Annotated in this window: 16 protein-coding genes and 1 other annotated feature; of the genes, 6 read left to right on the forward strand and 10 right to left on the reverse strand. The window is 34.4% G+C overall.

Annotated features, from left to right (window positions below; all coding sequences use genetic code 11):
- Positions 1–332 precede the first annotated feature (332 nt).
- A complete protein-coding gene (hisJ, locus tag NST77_RS13820) occupies positions 333–1,139 on the forward strand; it encodes a histidinol-phosphatase HisJ (protein ID WP_341123097.1) in 807 nt (268 codons plus the stop codon).
- Here the strand turns inward: hisJ and refZ are convergent.
- Complete coding sequence (refZ, locus tag NST77_RS13825) at positions 1,122–1,748, reverse strand: forespore capture DNA-binding protein RefZ (protein WP_341123099.1); 627 nt, start codon at positions 1,746–1,748, stop codon at positions 1,122–1,124. The two genes, hisJ and refZ, sit on opposite strands and share 18 nt — an antisense overlap.
- A 225-nt stretch (positions 1,749–1,973) precedes the next feature.
- Here refZ and NST77_RS13830 point away from each other — a divergent pair, with 225 nt between their 5' ends.
- On the forward strand, positions 1,974–2,456 hold the full coding sequence (locus NST77_RS13830; protein ID WP_047941831.1) for a GAF domain-containing protein: 483 nt from the start codon (positions 1,974–1,976) through the stop codon (positions 2,454–2,456).
- An 85-nt stretch (positions 2,457–2,541) separates the two neighbouring features.
- On the opposite strand, the gene NST77_RS13835 is transcribed toward NST77_RS13830, so the two are convergent.
- The gene (locus NST77_RS13835; protein WP_341123101.1) at positions 2,542–4,416 is read right to left on the reverse strand and encodes a sensor domain-containing diguanylate cyclase; all 1,875 of its coding nucleotides are present in this window, start codon (positions 4,414–4,416) and stop codon (positions 2,542–2,544) included.
- 721 nt (positions 4,417–5,137) lie between these two features.
- Here NST77_RS13835 and rpsD point away from each other — a divergent pair.
- Positions 5,138–5,740, forward strand: a complete 603-nt coding sequence (gene rpsD, locus NST77_RS13840) for a 30S ribosomal protein S4 (protein WP_095332421.1) — start codon at positions 5,138–5,140, stop codon at positions 5,738–5,740.
- 68 nt (positions 5,741–5,808) lie between these two features.
- On the opposite strand, the gene NST77_RS13845 is transcribed toward rpsD, so the two are convergent.
- Positions 5,809–6,582, reverse strand: coding sequence for a hypothetical protein (locus NST77_RS13845; protein ID WP_341123103.1), 774 nt, complete (start codon positions 6,580–6,582; stop codon positions 5,809–5,811).
- 498 nt (positions 6,583–7,080) lie between these two features.
- Positions 7,081–8,337, reverse strand: coding sequence for a tyrosine--tRNA ligase (gene tyrS / locus NST77_RS13850; protein ID WP_341123104.1), 1,257 nt, complete (start codon positions 8,335–8,337; stop codon positions 7,081–7,083).
- Between the two features lie 86 nt (positions 8,338–8,423).
- Positions 8,424–8,648 (reverse strand) — a binding site (T-box leader).
- A gap of 147 nt (positions 8,649–8,795) precedes the next feature.
- Here tyrS and NST77_RS13855 point away from each other — a divergent pair.
- On the forward strand, positions 8,796–11,732 hold the full coding sequence (locus NST77_RS13855) for a transglycosylase domain-containing protein (RefSeq protein WP_341123105.1): 2,937 nt from the start codon (positions 8,796–8,798) through the stop codon (positions 11,730–11,732).
- Between the two features lie 389 nt (positions 11,733–12,121).
- On the opposite strand, the gene ccpA is transcribed toward NST77_RS13855, so the two are convergent.
- Positions 12,122–13,120 carry a catabolite control protein A gene (ccpA, locus tag NST77_RS13860; protein WP_341123106.1) on the reverse strand — a complete coding sequence of 333 codons (999 nt, stop codon included), beginning with the start codon at positions 13,118–13,120 and terminating at the stop codon, positions 12,122–12,124.
- 351 nt (positions 13,121–13,471) lie between these two features.
- Complete coding sequence (locus NST77_RS13865) at positions 13,472–14,548, reverse strand: bifunctional 3-deoxy-7-phosphoheptulonate synthase/chorismate mutase (RefSeq protein WP_341123750.1); 1,077 nt, start codon at positions 14,546–14,548, stop codon at positions 13,472–13,474.
- Positions 14,549–14,826: 278 nt separating this feature from the next.
- Here NST77_RS13865 and NST77_RS13870 point away from each other — a divergent pair, with 278 nt between their 5' ends.
- On the forward strand, positions 14,827–17,001 hold the full coding sequence (locus NST77_RS13870) for a cell division protein FtsA (protein WP_341123107.1): 2,175 nt from the start codon (positions 14,827–14,829) through the stop codon (positions 16,999–17,001).
- Between the two features lie 57 nt (positions 17,002–17,058).
- Here NST77_RS13870 and ytxJ read toward each other — a convergent pair whose 3' ends face one another.
- From ytxJ to NST77_RS13885, 3 genes are all read right to left on the reverse strand, one after another.
- Positions 17,059–17,391 carry a bacillithiol system redox-active protein YtxJ gene (ytxJ, locus tag NST77_RS13875; RefSeq protein WP_095332433.1) on the reverse strand — a complete coding sequence of 111 codons (333 nt, stop codon included), beginning with the start codon at positions 17,389–17,391 and terminating at the stop codon, positions 17,059–17,061.
- A gap of 168 nt (positions 17,392–17,559) precedes the next feature.
- Positions 17,560–18,027: a YtxH domain-containing protein gene (locus NST77_RS13880; RefSeq protein WP_095332435.1), complete on the reverse strand. Its 468-nt coding sequence runs from the start codon at positions 18,025–18,027 to the stop codon at positions 17,560–17,562.
- Between the two features lie 15 nt (positions 18,028–18,042).
- Entirely contained in the window at positions 18,043–18,486 is a 444-nt protein-coding gene (locus tag NST77_RS13885) for a DUF948 domain-containing protein (RefSeq protein WP_095332437.1), read from the reverse strand.
- Positions 18,487–18,725: 239 nt separating this feature from the next.
- Between NST77_RS13885 and NST77_RS13890 the strand changes: the two genes are divergently transcribed.
- Positions 18,726–19,841 (forward strand): aminopeptidase, encoded by a 1,116-nt coding sequence (locus NST77_RS13890; RefSeq protein WP_341123108.1) that lies wholly within the window; start codon positions 18,726–18,728, stop codon positions 19,839–19,841.
- Between the two features lie 46 nt (positions 19,842–19,887).
- Here NST77_RS13890 and murC read toward each other — a convergent pair whose 3' ends face one another.
- Entirely contained in the window at positions 19,888–21,189 is a 1,302-nt protein-coding gene (gene murC, locus NST77_RS13895; protein ID WP_341123109.1) for a UDP-N-acetylmuramate--L-alanine ligase, read from the reverse strand.
- Between the last annotated feature and the right edge of the window lie 89 nt (positions 21,190–21,278).

Here is a 21,278-nt window from a genome sequence, read left to right on the forward strand (position 1 = left end):
AATCCATAAATAAAAAACAAAGGATTAAATGCCCTAAAAAACTTATTAAGTTCAACAACTCTATGTGATAACGAAATATGTTAAAACAATTAAGAGATGTCTCCCTATAAGCAAGTAAAATTCTTTGTATTTATGATAACATGTAAACGACAATTTTTGACTATTATTTTACGTTTTTTTCATAATTTCGTATTCTTTTTTCAAAGTTCGATAGATATCTTAATTATATAAGGATTCATTTAAAAATACACGTAGGAAAACTTCTTTATTTACCTCGCTGTTAAATTAAGTATATATTGAATATAGAAGGAATAGAAAGGATGGTAATTACAATGAAGAAGGACGGACATATCCATACACCATTTTGTCCTCATGGAACAAAGGATTCGCTTAGGCAATACGTTGAACAAGCAATTATGCTGGGTTTTACGGAAATGACATTTACAGAGCATGCACCATTACCAAAAAGTTTTATCGATACCACGCCAACACAGGATAGTAGTATAACGCTGGAAGCACTGCCTTTCTACATAAAGGAAGTTCAGCATATCAAGAAAGAATATAAAGAAAGGATAAAGATCAATATAGGGCTTGAAATAGATTATATAGAAGGATTCGAACTAGAAATAAAAGATTTTCTAGCTGAATGGGGACATTTTTTGGACGACAGTATCCTAAGTGTTCACTTTTTGAAAAATCCATTATCTAATCGCTATGATTGTGTGGATTATAGTCCTGAATATTTTGGACATATGATCGAACAGTATGGGGGAGTTTCAAAACTATATGACTGCTACTATCAAACACTTCTTAAATCGATTAAAGCAGACCTAGGCCCAGCCAAGCCAAAAAGACTAGGCCACATCACCCTTATACATAAGTTCCAGCAGCTTTATCCACAGGAACAAAACTTTCAAACAATTATTTTCACCATTTTAGATGAAATGAAAATACATGGATATGAACTGGATTATAATGGTGCAGGCGTAAATAAGCCATATTGCAAAGAACCATATCCCCCTAAATGGATTGTGCAGGAAGCGATAAAACGTGATATCCCTTTAGTATATGGATCTGATGCTCATCAGGCAAAAGATTTAGGGCAAGGCTGGGACGTCATGTTATGGAATAATCAATAATTCTTTTTCGTTCAAACAAACAACATCGTGAATCCACCGATGAACCTCTTCTAAATATTTTCTTTTAAAGTAGTCCTCATTTAAAAAAATATGAAGAACTTCGGTCACATAATAAGAATGAATAAAAGGCATCGAGAGCAGTCCTTTTAATTGTATAATACTATAGGAAATAGATTGTTTTCTAAATTCCTTCCTCTCGATTCCTTTTTCAAGGATTTGCGTAAAAATATACCTTTCTTTTACATAATAGGTGGACATTATTTCTCTTACAACTTGTGAATCGATGGATACCTCTCGTAAAACAAATCTTGTCAGCTGTGGATTTTTACATTGATAGGTAATAATGCAATCCACCATTTTCTTCAATTTCTCTGTTGGACTACCAGACTGAAGAAATACTTGTTCAAGCAGTTCTAAATACGTTTCAAAAAAGTTCATATAGCAATACTCTAACAATCCTTGTTTCCCATTGAAATAATACGATATATTGGCAATATTCACCTTTGCTAATCCAGCAATATCACGTATAGAAGTACCGTGATAGCCTTTTCGATTAAATAAAGAAATGGCTGCTTCCACAATGGCATCCCTTGTTGAAATTTCTTTCATCTAGTCTACCTCTTTTCTGTTGCGAATCATTAAAAAGTATGGTTGAATATTAAAAACTTCTATATAATTGAGAAAGACTGTTTTTGTAAAGACAATCGTTTTCTATTTAATTACATTTCTTTATCAGTAGGAAGAATCCTTTAAAAACCTTCCGACAAAGTGCTGGATTCTTCTGTATTTATCGTCAAAAAACAACATTTAAAATGAGAAAGATTGGTGATATACATGTTTAGTGTCGAAACATATAATGGTAACCGCGAACAACAGTATCAATTAGTTGAAAAGCAATTACGTGCATTATTAGAGGGAGAACATAATGCTATTGCGAATCTATCTAATGCCTCCGCATTATTGAATCAATTTTTGCAAAACATCAATTGGGTAGGTTTTTATCTGGTAGAAGAAAATGAACTAGTTCTTGGACCATTCCAAGGATTACCTGCTTGTGTTCGTATTCCATTTGGGAGAGGTGTTTGTGGTACAGCTGCTCACAATAAAGAAACTGTAAGAGTTGAGGATGTCCATCAATTCCCTGGCCATATTGCGTGTGATGCAGCTTCTCAATCCGAAATTGTCATCCCTTTAGTCAAAGAAGATGGCACATTAATTGGAGTACTTGATATCGATTCCCCAGAAAAGAATCGATTTGATGAATTGGATCAAAAATACTTAGAATTATTCGCTTCTACTTTAGTTAAGTATTTATAATTATAGGAATAATTTTGTTATTGTCAGCTTGCAAAAAAGGTGTTTAATCTTTCCTGTGGAGAAAGGTAAAACACCTTTTTATTCTCTAAATAAGAAGAGTATTTTGAATGATAACCTTGTCTTTTCCTGTTTCTTTTGCCGTGTACAACGCTTTATCAGCACGCTTAAAAAGGGTATTATACGTATCATTACTTTGTTTATTCCAATAAGAAACCCCGCATGAAATGGTTACTGCTGGTTTAGAAATTCCCCTTACCTTTTTTACTAATCTTTCAGCAATAGTAACACCTAAAGAAAGAGGAACTCTAGGGAGATAAATGGCTAATTCCTCTCCACCCCATCTAGAACCAATATCAGAACTTCGAATATTATCTTTAATAATATTCGCTACCTGTATAATAATATCATCGCCAATTTGATGACCATATGTGTCATTTATCAATTTAAAATCATCGATATCAATTAAAATAAACGTTCCTTCCTTATCTTCCCGTAAAGACATTTGGATTTTTTCATCCAAATAATTTCTTGAATATAATTTTGTTAAATGATCTGTAACAACCATTTTTTCTAATTCTTCTCTTAACAAAGAATTGGTTAAGGCAAGGGTCGAATGATGAATCAATGATTGTAATAGTTTAAATGTATCAAAGGAAAAATGATAGGCAGAAGGATGCATGACAATCGCAACCCCCTTTAATACACCTGTTTGCATCATCGGCACAGCCATAATGGATTTATATCGTGTCCCCTCAAGCTGCATACTAAAATCTCCTAGAAACAGAGAATCTTTCTCGATTTGAATTTTTTCTTTAACATATTTAATATATTGCTGTGATTCTTGATTAAAAAAGAAAGAAGAGCTCCCTGACAGCACTTTTGTAGAATTGTTTTCAAGTGAAAATAAGATAAATCCTACTTCTTGTGCATCAAAACTAGCAGATATTCTTTCACAAATATAGGTCATTATTTCGTTTAAGCGCAAATTGGAATTTAATTGATGAGATGCCTCATTAATTAGTTGCAAATCTGTAACTAATTTTTTAGATTGTTGATATAACTGAGCATTTTCCAAAGCCCCTCCTGCTGTATTAGCTAATAAAGAAATAAATTCCACTTCGTTTTTCGGAAAGGAGATTGCATTTGGAACAATAATTTGCAAAACGCCATAGACTCCTTGTTTTCCTTTTAAAGGCGCATAAATAACTGAACTTTTTTCCTCTTTTAAGTTTTCGAATTGCAATTCAGCAGTGACATAAGATTCCATCGCAGCCGTATTTTCGCCATCATATTCTAAGTCCTTAACTGGTAAATCTGTTGGACTATTGTTATCGTGGGAAAGCAGAAGAAAATAATGATAGAATGGGTAAACTTCCTTTAAAGTGAAGATTACTTCTCTTAATACGTCTTCCATCATCATGGATGAATGAAACTTCTCCGTCACTTTAAATAACTGCTTGTATTTCTTTTTTTCTTTCATTGTGTCCGCAATATTCTGCATATTCACAAAAAAACTTCCGACTTCTTTCCCTGCCATCTCTAACAAAAAACTCTCTCCATTGGGGTCATCCAATATTTCCTTCTTCATTTTAATTGCTAAAATATGATCGACTTTTTCTTTTTTCTTGTTCTTTAGTGCTAACAACATATAATCATGTGCCAAATCATCTTTTATAGAAGTTCGAGAAAATTTATATTCACATAGAAAAGATATGTCTTCGTTCAGACAAACGTCTTTATCTGCGCAATTCTTTAATCCAGTTGAAGATACAATCTTCCAATTAACATCCCATTCTTCGTTAGTATACAAAGTTACTTCAACGGCACCAAATACTTCTTGGATTGCTTCAAGTGCAGCTTGCGTGATGATGCCAATGTTTTCATGTATCACTTTCGTATTATATAAATCAAAAAAACGACTTTTTAACATTAATATTTTTTGGTGGCCAAGGAAGTCCATGTATTTATCACCTAATTCACCTAACTATTCATTCTTTGATTATTTATTCATAATTTACATAGACAAAATAAATCGATATATGCAATCTCATTATAAATAAATTCCCATCCCATTTTGGTTATTTAATAATAAATATAGTTTTGGAATTTAAATCGTAACAAATTTCTGAAAAACAAAGCACATAATTAATAACAGGGAAATAATTTCTTGGAGGACATTAACTAATAATGCTAAATAACAAAAAACAGTTCTAATTACTTATATTGTATACCTATTCAAACTGGAGGAATATTACGCATAAAATCCTTCAAAGTATTGCTACCCAATAGGCTTTCAATGAAAGATATGCAAAAAGATTTCTAGGATATCTTACCTAATAGGATAATCTAGTTAAATTATACTAATTATATCATATTGGCAATAAATAGGTAGAAAAAAAATGATAAGATCTTGTTGATATACTACGATTTTCTCGAAAAATAACGTATCTGCAAATACTACTTGACTTTTCACCTATAAAAAACATATAATATTCTTTGTGTAAAATAGCGCAGCATATGTAAACACTTTTTGTCTTATTTTGTTCCTCAAATATTGATTTGATGGTGTATTGAGTAACCCTTGGCTGCTAGGGCGAAGGTACAGGAAGACAAAATAAACAAGAAGACATGTTACATCTGTTTTTATTTTACCAAATAAAAACATGAAGGAGGAGTCAATTATGGCTCGTTATACAGGTCCAAGCTGGAAACTTTCTCGTCGTCTTGGTATTTCTTTAAGTGGTACAGGTAAGGAGTTAGATAAACGCCCTTACGCTCCAGGACAACATGGTCCAAACCAACGTAAAAAATTATCAGAATACGGATTACAATTACAAGAAAAACAAAAACTTCGTCATATGTATGGTGTGAACGAACGTCAATTCCGTAATCTTTTTGATATCGCAGGTAAAATGACTGGTAAGCATGGTGAAAACTTCATGATCTTATTAGAAACTCGCCTTGATAACGTTGTTTACCGTTTAGGTTTAGCTCGTACTCGTCGTCAAGCACGTCAATTAGTTAACCATGGTCATATCTTAGTAGATGGCAAACGCCTTGATATCCCATCATACCGCGTTAAAGCTGGTCAAACTATCACTTTACGTGAAAAATCTCGCAACCTTGAAGTTGTTAAAGAAGCAGTAGAAGTAAATAACTTCGTACCTGATTTCTTAACTTTCGATGCAGATAAATTAGAAGGTACATTCACTCGTTTACCAGAACGTTCTGAATTACCAGCTGAAATTAACGAAGCTCTTATCGTTGAGTTCTACTCTCGTTAATAGAATTACTAAAAAAAGCCCCTTTTTCCTTTTGGAATCAGGGCTTTTTTAATGACATTATGTCTTTTCTAGTCACAATTTCCTCCCAAAGGAAAAAGGAGCTCTCCCCAATTAGCCTTTTCTTTCTTTTTTGGTCTTTTTACAAGAATATTATTTATAAATAATCCCTCTTCATAAAAAAATGTTGCTATTTGCACTTGGTGAAAAAAAGGAAAGAACAAATCCTTTATTCTCATTTCTATATCTCTTGTATATTTAACATTTGGGAGACTAATCTGAATAACAGTCTTTTCTCTTTTTTGTTCATATACAAGCCAATATTCATTGACAACCTGGTTTATTATTTGTTGAAATCCCCATTTTTCTTTTCCCTTTTCTTCCCTGCTAGTAAGACTTATTTTATCCCCTAATATCTCTTGATTCTTAAATAGTTCTATTATACCCTCCTTTTGGAAGTCCACACTCCATTCGGGGGAAACGAGATCTCCTGTTAGGATTGTCGGGAAGCAGTCCATTCGATCTTCTACTTTTGTTTGTTGATTCAAATAATCTATTATCGCCATATAAGATGATCGACTATCACATTGATTCACTTGCAGAAGGATTTGTTCATATATATTTGCCCGTAAATTAATTAAAGTAACAATATTATTTTTCCACTTCACTTTATCAAAAAGCATTTGAAATTCCGGAATCACATAGCTGCTCTCAAAACGACTTAAAGGGTATTGAAAAGCGATAGAATAATGATCCTTTTCATAATACTTCATCATAAACATTCGCATTACAATATACTCTAAAAAAGGAGACGGTACATTTAAGACTTCACTGTTTAGTTTCATTGGTTTCACAGGAAAAGTAAGTCTATTACATCTTCCCGTTTCTCCCTCCTTCAACAATTGTTTATTATAAGTATAAAACAATTTGTTGGATAAACAGATTAGAAATGGAAAAAAATATATCTTTTTCACATTTTAGACAATATATTGTAACAAAATGTTGCCATTAAAAATGCTGTCTGATGAAAAATAGTTCTTTTATCAGACTGTAGACAAACCTTAGAATTTTAAAAATAGAAGTTGGTCTATAGTATATTTAATAATTTCATAGAATAGTGACATTGCTTTCTGTGGGACTTGTGCTGAGCCGCGGTCTGCTTACAGCCTGCAGGATCTCAGGCATCCACAGGAATCTCACCCCTTATACACTACAAACAATACATAAAAATCCCTTTTAACTTTTCTAAAATCATTTTGTCAACAAACTGATTTCATTTCATTAAATACCATTATTTCATTTCAAAAAACCACCCTAAAAGTTTCCTTTTAGGGTGGTTGCCATTAAAACTTAATTAAATAATATTTTTTCTTGCCTCGACGGATGACGGTAAACTGTCCTTCAATTCGATCTTCTTCAGTAAGTTCATAATCTAGTTCCTGTTTGCGCTCTCCATTAATATAGACAGCACCATTTGTTATATCTTCGCGCGCTTGTCTTTTCGAGGATACAATACCAGCAGCCACTAATAAATCAACAAGCAGAGCTTCTCCTTCTGTATGTTCATATGTTGGCACATCTTTAAAGCCCTGTTTGATTTCTTCTGCCGTTAAATTTTTTATGTCTCCACTAAAGAGCGCTGCCGTTATTTTTTGTGCCTGTTCTAGGGCAGATTCTCCATGAATTAATTTCGTCATCTCTTCCGCTAATGTTTTTTGTGCTTTGCGGAGATGAGCCTCTTCTTGTACAGACTTTTCTAATTCCTCAATTTCTTCTTTAGAAAGGAAAGTAAAGAATTTCAAATACTTAATCACATCAGCATCTGCTGTGTTAATCCAAAATTGATAAAATTCATAAGGAGTTGTTTTTTCAGGATCTAACCAAACAGCACCACTTTCCGTTTTACCAAACTTCGTACCATCTGCCTTTGTCACAAGTGGAATGGTTAAACCATACGCCTTAGCCCCTTCTGGCATATTCTTTCTAATTAATTCTAACCCTGTTGTAATATTCCCCCACTGGTCACTTCCGCCAATTTGCAATTTACAATCATGATGTTCATATAAATGTAAAAAGTCTAATGCTTGTAAAATTGTATACGTAAATTCAGTAAAAGATATCCCTGTTTCTAAACGATTAGCAATGGTATCTTTTGCTAACATATAATTAATTCCAATGTGTTTTCCATAATCACGTAAGAATGTAACAATATCCATTTTCCCTGCCCAATCATAGTTATTCACCATAATTGCACCATTTGTTCCATCAAAGTCAAAGATTCTTTCCAATTGTCCTTGTAAGCATTTCACATTATAGCCAATAACATCTAATGTTTGTAGCTTTCTTTCTTCGCTTTTTCCACTTGGATCCCCAATTAAACCTGTTGCCCCACCTACTAACACAATTGGGCGATGTCCTGCGTTTTGAAAACGTCTTAATGTTAAAAACGGTAATAGATGTCCAATATGCATGCTATCAGCAGTAGGGTCAACGCCACAATATAAACTAGTCATTCCTTTTTCCAATTGTTCTTTCAATCCTGCTTCATCTGTCTGTTGGTAAATAATACCTCTCCATTGAAGATCTTCTAGTAAATTCATGTATATTCCTCCATTATAAAGTAAACTATCCTTGTCCTTTTTTTCGTTATTGATTTAAAAACACAAAAAAGTCCCTGCATCTAATATGCAGGGACGCCAAATCAGCGCGGTACCACCCAAAACTTGAGAAAATAGTTTCTCCACTTCATTTGAATAACGGTTCACGCCGTTCACTGCTACTAATTTACTATAACTTTCCCAGTGAAAGCTCCAGGAGGTAATTCATTCTTTTATTTATACCATTTTGCACCGACCAATGGCTCTCTGTTTATAGTGATAAAAGAACTACTTCTTCCCTTCAAAGCAATAACGAATCAATATATAGTTAGTTTATTTTTATCACATAAAAGCTGTTAATGTCAAACAATTATTCGAAGAAACAGGAAAAATATCGAACTCTGTCTATATTCCCCTCTCCTTTATGCTATAATGTATGTGATTTTAGGGGGAATGATACCATGAACGAAAGGCCGAAGTGGAAAAATGCTTTAAACCATTTTAAAAACTTCTTCACCAATAAACGAACACTGAAAGGAGCCCGTTTAACCTATGAAGTAACATGGAATGTAGCTTTGCTCTTTATCATCATTACTGTGGTAGGGGGTGCATTTGGGCTCGGAATTGGTGCAGGATACTTTGCATCACTTGTTAAGGATGAGCCAATCCGTCCTTACACAACAATGCAAAAAGATATTTATAATTACGAAGAAACTTCAGAGCTATTCTTTGCTAACGATGAGTATTTAGGAAAAGTGCCTACAGACCTTGAGAGGGAAGAAGTAAAAATTAAAGATGTTTCTCCCTATTTAAAAGATGCTGTTATCGCTACTGAAGATGAAAATTTCTACAATCATAACGGAGTAGTTCCAAAAGCAATCTTCCGTGCATTATTTCAAGAAGTAGCAAATTCTTCTACGCAATCTGGTGGAAGTACGTTAACACAACAGTTAATAAAGAATCAAATTTTAACTAACGAAGTTTCTTTTGAACGAAAAGCAAAAGAAATTCTCCTAGCACTGAGGCTAGAGAAATTCTTTGAGAAGGATGAAATATTAGAAGCTTACTTAAATGTTTCAACCTTAGGAAGAAATTCATCTGGCAGAAACATTGCAGGTGTACAGGCTGCAGCAAATGGTATATTTGGTGTAGATGCAAAGGATTTAACTTTGCCTCAAGCTGCATTTATTGCAGGTCTTCCACAAAGTCCATTTGGCTACACTCCTTTTACACAAGAAGGAAAATTAAAAAAGAAATTAGAACCAGGTTTAAATCGAATGAAAACAGTTTTAAACCGAATGTATGACCAAAAGAAAATTTCTAAACAAGAATATGATACTGCCATGAAATATGACATAACGAAGGATTTTATCGGTCCGCAAAAAAGTCCAATTGAAGATTATCCGGCTGTTACGATTGAAATCCAACAAAGAAGCATAGAAATTATTGCCGAATTGTTAGCAAAAGAAGATGGATATACAAAAGAAGACTTACAAGAAGACGATGTATTAGCAGAACAATACACTACACTTGCTGACCGTCAGATCCATCAAAATGGATACAAAATTCATAGTACCATCAATAAGAAAATCTATGATATTCAACAAAAGGCAGTCAAAAATTTCTCTCTTTTTGGACCAGATAAGAAACAACAAGTGATTGATCCAGAAACAAAAGAAAAAGTGACTATTATGGAACCTGTTGAAACTGGAGCAATTTTGATAGAAAACAAAACTGGGGCTATTTTAAGTTTTGTTGGAGGGCGTGATTATAATCGAGAAGCAACAAATCATGCCACACGTAGTGTTAGATCAAATGGTTCAACCATGAAACCACTTTTAGTTTATGGTCCAGCAATTGAACTGGGAACATTATCGCCTGGAAGTGTTTTACCAGATGTTCCATTAAGATTAAATCCTAGTAAACCTGGGAGTATTTGGCCAAACAACTATGACTCGCGATTTCATGGTTTAGTAACAGCAAGATATGCACTACAGCAATCATACAATGTTCCAGCAGTAAAAGCATATATTGATATATTGCCACAGAAACCAATTAAATTCTTAGAAAAAATGGGCATTTCGTCATTAACTCCTGCTGATGCTTCAAACAGGGCTACTGCTATCGGCGGCCTGGAGGATGGTATAACTGTTGAAGAAAATACCAATGCCTTTTCTACCTTTGCTAATAGTGGGAAATTTATCGATGCTTATATGATTGACAAGATTGAAGATAAAGATGGCAATGTTATTTATCAGCATGAAGTAAAACCTGTCGATGTATTTAGCCCACAAACCGCATACTTAACATTAGACATGATGAGAGATGTGATGAATCGTGGAACAGCCGCTGCCGTAAACAGCCGCCTAAAATTTAATTCTGACTGGGCTGGTAAGACCGGAACAGCCCAAAACTTTACAGATTCTTGGTTAGTTGCGACAAATCCAAATGTAACTTTTGGAGTTTGGACAGGTTATGATACACCAAAATCTTTAGAAACGTCTGGTATATCATACAGTAAACGTAATAACTACTTGTGGGCAGATTTACTAAATGCTGCATATGACGTTGCACCTGATCTTGTAGCTCCGTCCAAAAGCTTCAAGATGCCTGGTGGAATCGTAAGACAATCTGTATGTTCTATTTCTGGACTACTGCCTTCTGAGGGATGCTCAAAAGCCGGATTAGTGACAACTGATTTATTCAAGTCAGGAACGGTTCCATCTAAGAGGGACGACAGTTTAGTTGCAGGTAAATATGTAAAAATCGGTGATAAGAAATACATGGCTTTAGATTCTACTCCAAGTGAATTCGCTGAACCAGGATTAATGCTAAATCCAGACTATATCGAAAAGCTATTTGGTATTCGTATCAGCGATCCAAGTATTCTAAGCGAGAACAATCAAAAGCTCAAGAATCTTATCATTCCAAGCAATAAAATTGAAGACAACGGGAAGGCTCCTAGTGCACTAAAAATCAATCTTAAAGGTAACACTATTAAATGGAGCAAGCATAGTGAAAAAGATGTAATTGGTTACCGGGTCTATAAAAATGGCAAAAAAGTAAAGAGTTTAAAAGCAGCAAATACGTTAAGTTTTAAAGGTGGTAATGGAAAATATATTGTTAAAGCAGTTGATATTGCTGGGAAAGAATCAAAGGCATCAAATGAAGTGGTAATTGGCAATTCCCAAGAAAAGCAAGAGAGTCAAACTAAAAAGGAAAGTCAAGAAAAAAAGACCAGCACTAAAGAGCAAACAGCGAACAAGCCAAAAGACAACAAAGAAAAAAACAGCAAGCCAAATAATGACAAACCTAAAGACGACAAGCCAACAGAAAATAACCAGCAAAACAATAAAGAACAAACAGAAAAGCCTGATAAAAAGACAGAAAATGATTAACTCCAATAAGGTTGGAACATAAATATTTCAATAACCATAACCTCAAACTATTATACGTACACACTAAAATCTATTCGTATAATGGTTTGGGGTTTTTATTTATTTTACGAAAGAAGGTTTGTGGTAATCATCAGCAAACTGAATATACTTCACTTTCCATAAGGTGAGCGCCATGCTCCTAGCGTCTTTAGTTTCTGCAGGAAGCAGACAGTACATCGTGTCTGTAGAGTAGTAGTGAATTGGATTGGTGTTTCGCACTAAATTAGAGAGTATTCGTCATTATGCAATATATTTTGTCCATCAGCAACTCTTTTCTCGTTTCTTTTTTTTCAAAAAAAAAGACCAAGGCTGGATGTTTAATCCGATTTTGGTCTTTTCCGTATCTAAACTTATTTTGTAGATTTTCGAGATTCTATACGATGTGGAAGTGTAACAATATGATCTTCTACTGTTTCTTTATTCATATATTTAGTAAGCAATCTCATAGCCACGGCACCGATATCATACAATGGTTGTACAACAGTTGTCAGTTGCGGGCGAACCATAAGTGTTAATTTTGTATTATCAGAGGTAACAATTTCGAAATCCTCCGGAACATTATATCCTTTGTCTTCTGCTCCATGAATGACACCTAGAGCCATTTCATCTGAACCAACAAAGATTGCCGTTGGTTTATTATCACCTTCAATTAATTTATCGAAAGCTTCCATACCAGATTCATAGCTATAATCTCCTTCAACAACTAAGGATTCATTAAATTCGATTCCAGCTGCTTCTAATGCCTTTTTATAACCGCCTAATTTCTCATTTTTGTTGATTGGTTCTTCTAAGGATCCAAGGACAATTCCAATAGATTTATGGCCCTTTTCAACAAAGCTAGTTACTACATCGTACGTAGCTTGCGCATAATCAATGTTAACAGAAGAAATCTTTTTGCTTTCTTCAATACTAGCCGCAAGCACAATTGGTACAGGAGACTTTTCAAATTCAGTAACATGTTCCTCTGTTATATTGCCACCCATAAATACAATACCATCCACTTGTTTGCCTAACATGGTATTTAATAAGTGCAACTCTTTATCTTTATTTTGATCAGAGTTACTTAAAATAATATTATATTTATACATTGTAGCAATATCCTCAATACCTCTTGCTAATTCCGCGTAGAATGTGCTTGAGATATCAGGGATAATTACTCCAACCGTAGTAGTTTTCTTACTTGCTAGCCCTCTTGCTACAGCATTTGGACGATATCCTAAGCGATCAATAACTTCTAATACCTTTTTTCTTGTTGTTGGCTTAACGTTTGGATTTCCATTAACAACACGGGAAACGGTTGCCATAGAAACACTAGCTTCTCTTGCGACATCATATATTGTGATATTCATTGTGATTTTTACACTCCTTTTAGTCGAACTATTTCTTTCTATTATTTTATGGCAAGAAGCTACTTTCTTAATCATAAAAGATTCCCAATTTAGCTAATCTTGTCTAAGTATGTACTAATGATACGATATAGCAGGAAAACCCGCAATGACAAGCTTTCATTTTTTTTCAAAAAAAACGACTTTTTTTCGCTTTTTTAGCAAAAAAATTTTTTTATTAAGCATTCTTCCATTCAGTTTACCATAAAATGAGGAAAAATATAAATGAATTTGTCATACTATCAAATTCATTATAAAAAATAAAAAACCTCGTAAGTGTTTCTAAACAATTACGAGGTAATGATAATCATATTTTTATGCATTTACATATGGTGTAGCTTGTAACGCACGGTAAAATTCATCGAATTGGTCAATATCCATTTGCTGTGCTGAATCAGATAATGCGACAGCAGGATCTGGATGAACTTCTGCCATTACTCCATCTGCCCCAATAGCTAAAGCTGCTTTCGCACAAGGTAATAATAAATCCTTTCTGCCAGTTGAATGTGTCACATCAACAAAGACAGGAAGATGTGTTTCTTGTTTTAAAATTGGAACAGCAGAAATATCTAATGTATTTCTTGTTGCCCGTTCATACGTACGAATACCACGTTCACAGAGGATAATCTGATCATTTCCTTGTGACATTATATATTCTGCAGCATTGATGAACTCTTCAATCGTTGCTGCTAAACCACGTTTTAATAGAATCGGTTTTTTTACACTTCCAGCAGCTTTTAACAGCTCAAAGTTTTGCATATTACGAGCACCAATTTGAATAACATCAATATAATCTAACGCTGTTTCAATGTGTTCCGTACTAACAATTTCACTAATTACTGCTAAATCGTATTCATCTGCCACTCTTTTTAAGATTTTCAAACCTTCTACACCAAGTCCTTGGAAATCATATGGAGATGTTCTTGGCTTAAATGCGCCACCACGAAGAAGCTTTAATCCTTTATCTTGTACGGACGCTGCCACTTGAGCAACTTGTTCATATGATTCTACTGAACATGGCCCAAACACAAATTTAGGTGTACCGTCACCAATTTTTGTTCCTTTTATATCAACAATAGTATCCTCTGCTTTTTTCTTACGAGATACTAATAACGCTTTACTGTCATCTTCTTGTTGTAATTGTAAGCCCATTTTGAAAATTTGCTTAAACAAATGAGAAATTGTCCCATTATCAAATGGCCCATCATTTTTATTTAAGATATGATCAAGCATTTTTCTTTCGCGAACAGGATCATATCGATGTGCACCGTGGGTAACTTTTGTTTGGGCAATTTTTTGCACAAGGCTTGCCCGCTCATTAATTTTTTCTAAAATTTCTAAATTTAATTCATCCACTCGATTACGTAATTCTTCTAATTCCTTATTACTCACAATCATCTCATCCCTTCATTAAAAGCACAAATCCATGTAATTTCCTTTACACTATTTGCTTAGATTCTTTATACAAATGCAAAAATATGTTACATTTCTCTTAATTGGGTTAATTATAAATCATATTTATCCCATTGTCACTAATTTTATTTAATGCTTAAACGCTTTTAAGTGCTAAAGTGCCAATTGTTTGTCAAGAAGTTAGATAATTGGTTCACTATAATCTATTTTAATTTATATTTTATAAACAATCTTTAAATAAAAAGAAGGTGTTTTCTATGCAAAAACATGAAAAACTATTTGCATTAGATATTGGTACTCGATCAGTTGTCGGAATTATCTTAGAAAAAAAAGAGGATAGTTATCATGTAGCTGATTTATTATCCATCGAACATACAGAAAGAGCAATGTTGGATGGTCAAATACATGATGTGTTAGCTGTTTCCAAAATTATTAAAGAAATAAAAGATCAGTTAGAAATCAAACATGGACCTTTAGAAAGAGTGAGTGTTGCAGCTGCTGGAAGAGCCTTAAAAACTGAACGGGCTGCTTATGAAATGAATATAGAAAGAAAGCCACTCATTACAAAAGAAGATATTTTACATATGGAGTTAACAGCTGTACAGCAGGCACAAAGCACTGTCGCAGAAAAAAATGAGCGAGATAAAAGTCAATTTTATTATTGTGTGGGCTATTCCGTCCTTCGCTACTCTTTAGATGATCAAGCTATGGGTAGCTTAATTGATCAGCAAGGTTCAATAGCGAAGGTAGAAATTATCGCAACTTTCTTGCCTAAAGTAGTAGTTGAATCATTAATCGCTGCCTTGCATCGAGCAAATTTAGAAATTCAGGCATTGACGTTAGAGCCCATTGCTGCCATTAATGTCCTTATTCCTCCATCGATGAGAAGATTAAATGTAGCTTTAGTAGACATTGGAGCAGGAACATCAGATATAGCTATCACCGATACTGGAACCGTCATTGCCTATGGAATGGTACCTGTCGCTGGAGATGAAATAACAGAAGCAATCAGTGATGCGTATTTATTGGACTTTCCATTAGCCGAAAAGGCAAAAAGAGAATTATCTCAAAAAGATCAGATTTCTATTTCGGATATTCTTGGCTTTACAACGGAATTGCATAAGGAAGAAGTAATTAAGGAAATTGAACCAGCTTTAGATAAATTAGCAGATACGATTTGCCGGGAGATTCTTTCATTAAACAATCATAAATCCCCTAAAGCTGTAATGCTTGTTGGTGGTGGAAGCCAAACGCCAGCTTTACAACAAAAAATGGCGGAAATGCTTAATCTGCCTTCTAACCGGGTTGCCATTAGAGGCATTGATGCCATTACTCACCTTACATTTGAGGAAAATTTCCATTTAGGGCCCGAGCTTGTTACACCAGTCGGAATTGCTATCGCTGCTGAAAAATCGCCAGTCCAATACAAAACAGTTTATATAAATGAGCAGCCTGTAAGACTGTTTGAGGTAAATAAATTGACCGTTGGGGATTGTATTTTAGCATCTGGCATTCGAATGAACCAATTATACGGAAAGCCAGGTAATGCAATGATTGTTACAATCAATAATCAAAAAATTACCATACCAGGAAGTCATGGTGAAGGACCCACTATTTTAAGAAAAGATGTCCCTTGCTCTTTAGAAGATACAGTAGAAGATGGCGAAACATTAACGGTTTATCGTGGCAGAGATGGAGAACAAGCCATGGTTCAAATAAAGGACTTACTAGATGCTGAATCGGACAAAGAAATAAAGATCAATAATAAAAGCTATACGCTTCATACCAAAATTCTTTGCAATGGCAACCCTGTTTCCCCTGAGCATCCGATTGCTGACAAAGATATCATTGAATATAAAGCAGACACTACTATTCAAGAAGCACTAGAAGGGCTCCATTTAACGAATTTAATAGAGGAGTTAAGACCTTTCCAACTATTGATTAACGGCAAAGAGACTGTCCTTCCTGCTTTCTCTGGGAAGGTTGTTAAAAATGGTCTTCCTTGCCGATTAAACCAATTGCTTAGTCACAAGGATGAAGTTATCTTGGAAAAAAGAAAAACACCAACTGTTCAAGAATTAGCAGAAAGAAAACAAATTTTAATGTATCAAGTACTTCCAGTTTATTTTAATGACAAAAAGATTACACTTACAAAGCAGCTAGCACAAATACAAAGAAGAGGACAACTCCTCCAAATGGAAGATCTCTTATTCAGCGGGGATGATATTCGTATCGAGCAGAAACCATTTGAAGGCTTTTTATTTCAGGACTTATTTGCGTTTGTTGATATCAATATGCCACAAAGTGGCGGGGGATCTTTTCAGCTATTGCGTAACGGCGAACAAGCTACGTTTTTGACCCCTATAGAAAAAGGGGATAAATTATCGATTGTTTGGCCAGCTAAAACGAAAAGCCCTTCTATGAATAATTAATTGTTTACCCAAGGAATTCAGAATGCACTCCTTCTGAATTCCTTTTTTATCGAATGTTTATAACTTATTTTCTTCGCTAGCTTTTTGTAAAGAAGCTGCAGTAATCTGTCCATGGGATGCATGCCAAACAATATTATTATGAACAAAAAGCAATGCTTGTGGTGATTCATGTCTTACTTCATATTTTTCAGCAATATAATTAGATACATCTCGTGCATCTTGCACAGTTAAATAATAAGTATCTACTGCATTATTTCCGCTTGCATATTGCTTATATTCATCGAAAGCTCTCGCACTAATTGGACATGTTACACTATGTTTAACTAACCAAAAAGCATCTTTGTTCTGAACTAACTCTTCGATCTTTTCGATAGTCTTTATTATTTCCATACCTAAAAATCACCCTTTATCTATTTGTTTATCCCATGACATATAAAAAAACAGTCTATATACCTTTTCTTTCTTGCATTATTCTAAAAGATTTGGTTCTCATTGAATGCAGAAAGCAATGTGTATATAGACTGTATACTTTATCTCGCTTTTATACAAAAATAATGTTTAATGGTTATATTTACTTTCTGTTTCATCAAATGCACGTTTTGTTTCTTCTAACTTTTGCTGAATTTCATCAAACTCAGCATTTTTTAAGCTTGAGCTTAAATCAGATGCTTCTTCTTTTAGCTCATCAAAACGGGCTGACATATTTTCTTGCCCTTTTGTTTTTTTTACTTTATCCATAATTTCAGCAGATGTTTTGGTAACAGCATTACTAAGTTGATCTGTTTTATCTTTAGCAATAGAAATAAACTCTGAGCCTTTTTCTTTGACCGTATCAGTTAACTCAATCCCTTTTTCCTTGAGTATGCCAGCTTGTCCGTTTAAATCATGAAGCAGTTCTCTTCCAGGCTTTGGCGCAAGAAATAAAGCAGTTGCTGCTCCGACAACCCCACCTACTAGAGCACCTAATAGAAAATCCTTTGAACTTGAGCTTTCATTTGCATGAATTATTTCTTGTTCTCGCTTCATCTTAACATCCTCCTTTTAATTACTTCTTACTCGTGTTCGGTTTTGTTCAGCCTTCTTAGCTCTCCATTGATCTCTAATATTCATAAACACCTTGCTGTACTGAACAATTTGAGCTATTTTATCTTGATTTTTTACAAGGGTGTTTTCTACATTATTGGTAATCGTTTGTACCGATTGATTAAACCCTTGTACACTCGTACCAACATCTTTTACTGCGTCAACCACAGAATTTAAACTTTCAGATTTCTGTTGAATATCTGCAGCTAAATCATTCGTTTTTTGCAATAAAATAGTTGTTTCTCTTGTGACGCCATCCAGTTGCCTTTCTAACCCGACAAGTGTTTTAGAAACACTATCCAGTGTAGTATGTAATGACTTCAATGTTCTCGCAACATAAATGACAAGAACCGTAAACGCAATAGCTATTAAAGCTACACTTAAGTATAAAAGATTTATCATATTTATCGCACCTCCACTTTATTGGTCTTTTCCCAGATTCGCGTTTGCTAAAACCTTAGTTTTATTATAATTGGAAAAACTTTCAGAAACAAATGATTCTTTAGCAAGAGTAACTATACAATCGAAGCAAATAATCTTTCTTCCTTATTTTTTCTATTTTAAGTTTTTTTATTTAAGGAAAAAATATTTTCGGGTACAATAAGATAGTTATCACATTTTTTAATATTTTGGAGGTACATATGAAGGATCCACGAATTGATCAACTAGCAAAAAACTTAATTAATTATTCCATTCGCTTACAAAAAGGCGAAAAAGTTCTTATTGAAAACTTTGGACTTCAAAAGGAACTTGTAAAAGCGCTTGTGCGTGAAGCATATGCAACTGGTGGTTATCCTTTTGTTTCACTGAAAGATAATGATATTAATCGCTCCTTGCTTTTAGGCGCTCAAACAGAACAATATGAAATGATGGCACAATTCGAAGCAAATGTCATGAGTAATATGGATGCATACATCGGGCTTCGAGCTGGTGATAACATTAATGAGCTTGCAGACGTTCCTGCAGAACAAATGAAGATTGAAGGTGCAACCATTGGCAAAAAGGTACATAGAGAAATTCGTGTACCAAACACAAAATGGGTAGTTCTTCGTTATCCAAGCCCATCCATGGCACAGCTTGCGAGAATGAGCACCGATGCATTTGAAGATTTTTATTTCAACGTGTGCAACCTAGATTATGGAAAAATGGATAAAGCAATGGATAATCTTGTAGAATTAATGAATCGTACCGACAAAGTTCGCTTAACTGGTCCTGGCACTGACTTAACTTTCTCTATTAAAGATATTCCGTCCATCAAATGCTCTGGTCAAATGAATATTCCTGACGGCGAGGTTTATACGGCACCTGTACGTGATTCTATCAATGGTGTACTAACCTATAATACACCTTCCCCTTATCAAGGATTCACTTTTGAAAATGTCAGCCTGAAGTTTGAAAATGGAAAAATTATCGAAGCAACATCTAATGACTCCGAAAGATTAAATAAAATTTTGGATACAGATGAAGGCGCTCGTTATATTGGCGAATTCGCTATTGGGGTAAATCCATATATTCTTCATCCAATGCAAGATATCTTATTCGATGAAAAAATCGATGGAAGCTTCCACTTTACACCTGGCCAAGCCTATGATGATGCATATAACGGCAACGATTCCAATATCCACTGGGATATGGTAAATATTCAACGTCCTGATTATGGTGGTGGGGAAATTTACTTTGATGATGTACTTATAAGAAAAGATGGTAAGTTTGTTATTCCAGAATTAGAAGTATTAAATCCAGAAAATTTAAAGTAACCTATGAAAAAGGGAATCAGAATTTTTAAATTCTGATTCCCTTTTATTATTTGCCTAATGTTTTTTCATAAGCACTTTGATATTTTTGAATATCTCCTGCGCCCATAAACAAGATTACACTATTATCATGTTCTTTCAGAGAAGAAACTGTCTCTTCTGAAATAATTTTGCTTCCAGGTACCTTATCAGCTAAATCTGTAATACTTAGCTTTCCATGATTCTCACGGGCGGAACCAAATATATCACATAGATAAGTAGAATCTGCTAAATTTAAACTATCAGCAAATTCTTGAAGAAATGCTTGAGTACGAGAGAATGTATGTGGCTGGAATACAGCAACAATTTCTCTATCTGGATACTTTTGGCGAGCGGCTTCCACCGTTGCTTTTATTTCCGTAGGATGGTGAGCATAATCATCGATAATAACCTGTGTACCAATTGTCTTTTCTGTAAATCTTCGTTTTACACCTTCAAATGTCATTAAGCGCTCTTTAACGATTTCCGCATCTAGTTCCTCATAATGACTAAGCGTAATAACAGCTAAAGCATTTAAGATATTATGGTCCCCAAATGTCGGAATGGAGAAGGTATTGTAATACGTATTACGTACATAAACTTCAAAAGTTGTACCTTCAGTTGTTTTCTCCACATTTCTCGCTTGGAAATCATTTTCATCTCCAAATCCATAAAATACAACTGGTACTTTTGCTTGAATTTTTTGTAAATGTTCGTCATCCCCACAAGCAAAAATTCCTTTTTTTACTTGCCATGCCATCTCTTGAAAGGCAGAAAAAACATCATCCACATTGGCAAAATAATCTGGATGATCAAAATCAATATTGGTCATCAATGCATAATCAGGGAAATAGGATAAGAAATGTCTTCGATATTCACATGCTTCAAAAGCGAAATATTCTGCTCCAGTTACCCCTTTCCCTGTACCATCACCAATTAAATACGCTGTCGGCTTTGCCCCCTTCATTACATGGGAAAGCAAACCAGTTGTTGATGTCTTTCCATGTGCTCCAGTTACAGCTATACTTGTAAATTGCTTCATAAAATCTCCAAGGAAACGATGGTATCGAATCACTGGAAGACCCAGTTTTACTGCTTCTTCAACTTCCTCATGTGTATCTGGAAATGCATTTCCTACAATAACATTCATTCCTGGTTGAATATTTTCACGTTGAAAAGGAAGAATTTTTATTCCAGCTTGTTCTAAAGCAATCTGAGTGAAAAATCTTTTATCCACATCAGAGCCTTGTACCTCAAAACCCATATCATGTAAAATTTGTGCTAATGCACTCATACCCGACCCTTTTATACCTACGAAGTGGTAAATAGTCATATAAAGAACCTCCAACTACGCATATCTTTTAACAGTATATGATATCCTCATTCAATTTGCTCATTGCATTTATGTATGCAACTTTGTTC

This window comes from Niallia sp. FSL W8-0177 (genome assembly GCF_038006285.1).
GTDB classification, from domain to species: Bacteria; Bacillota; Bacilli; order Bacillales; family Cytobacillaceae; genus Niallia; species Niallia circulans_A.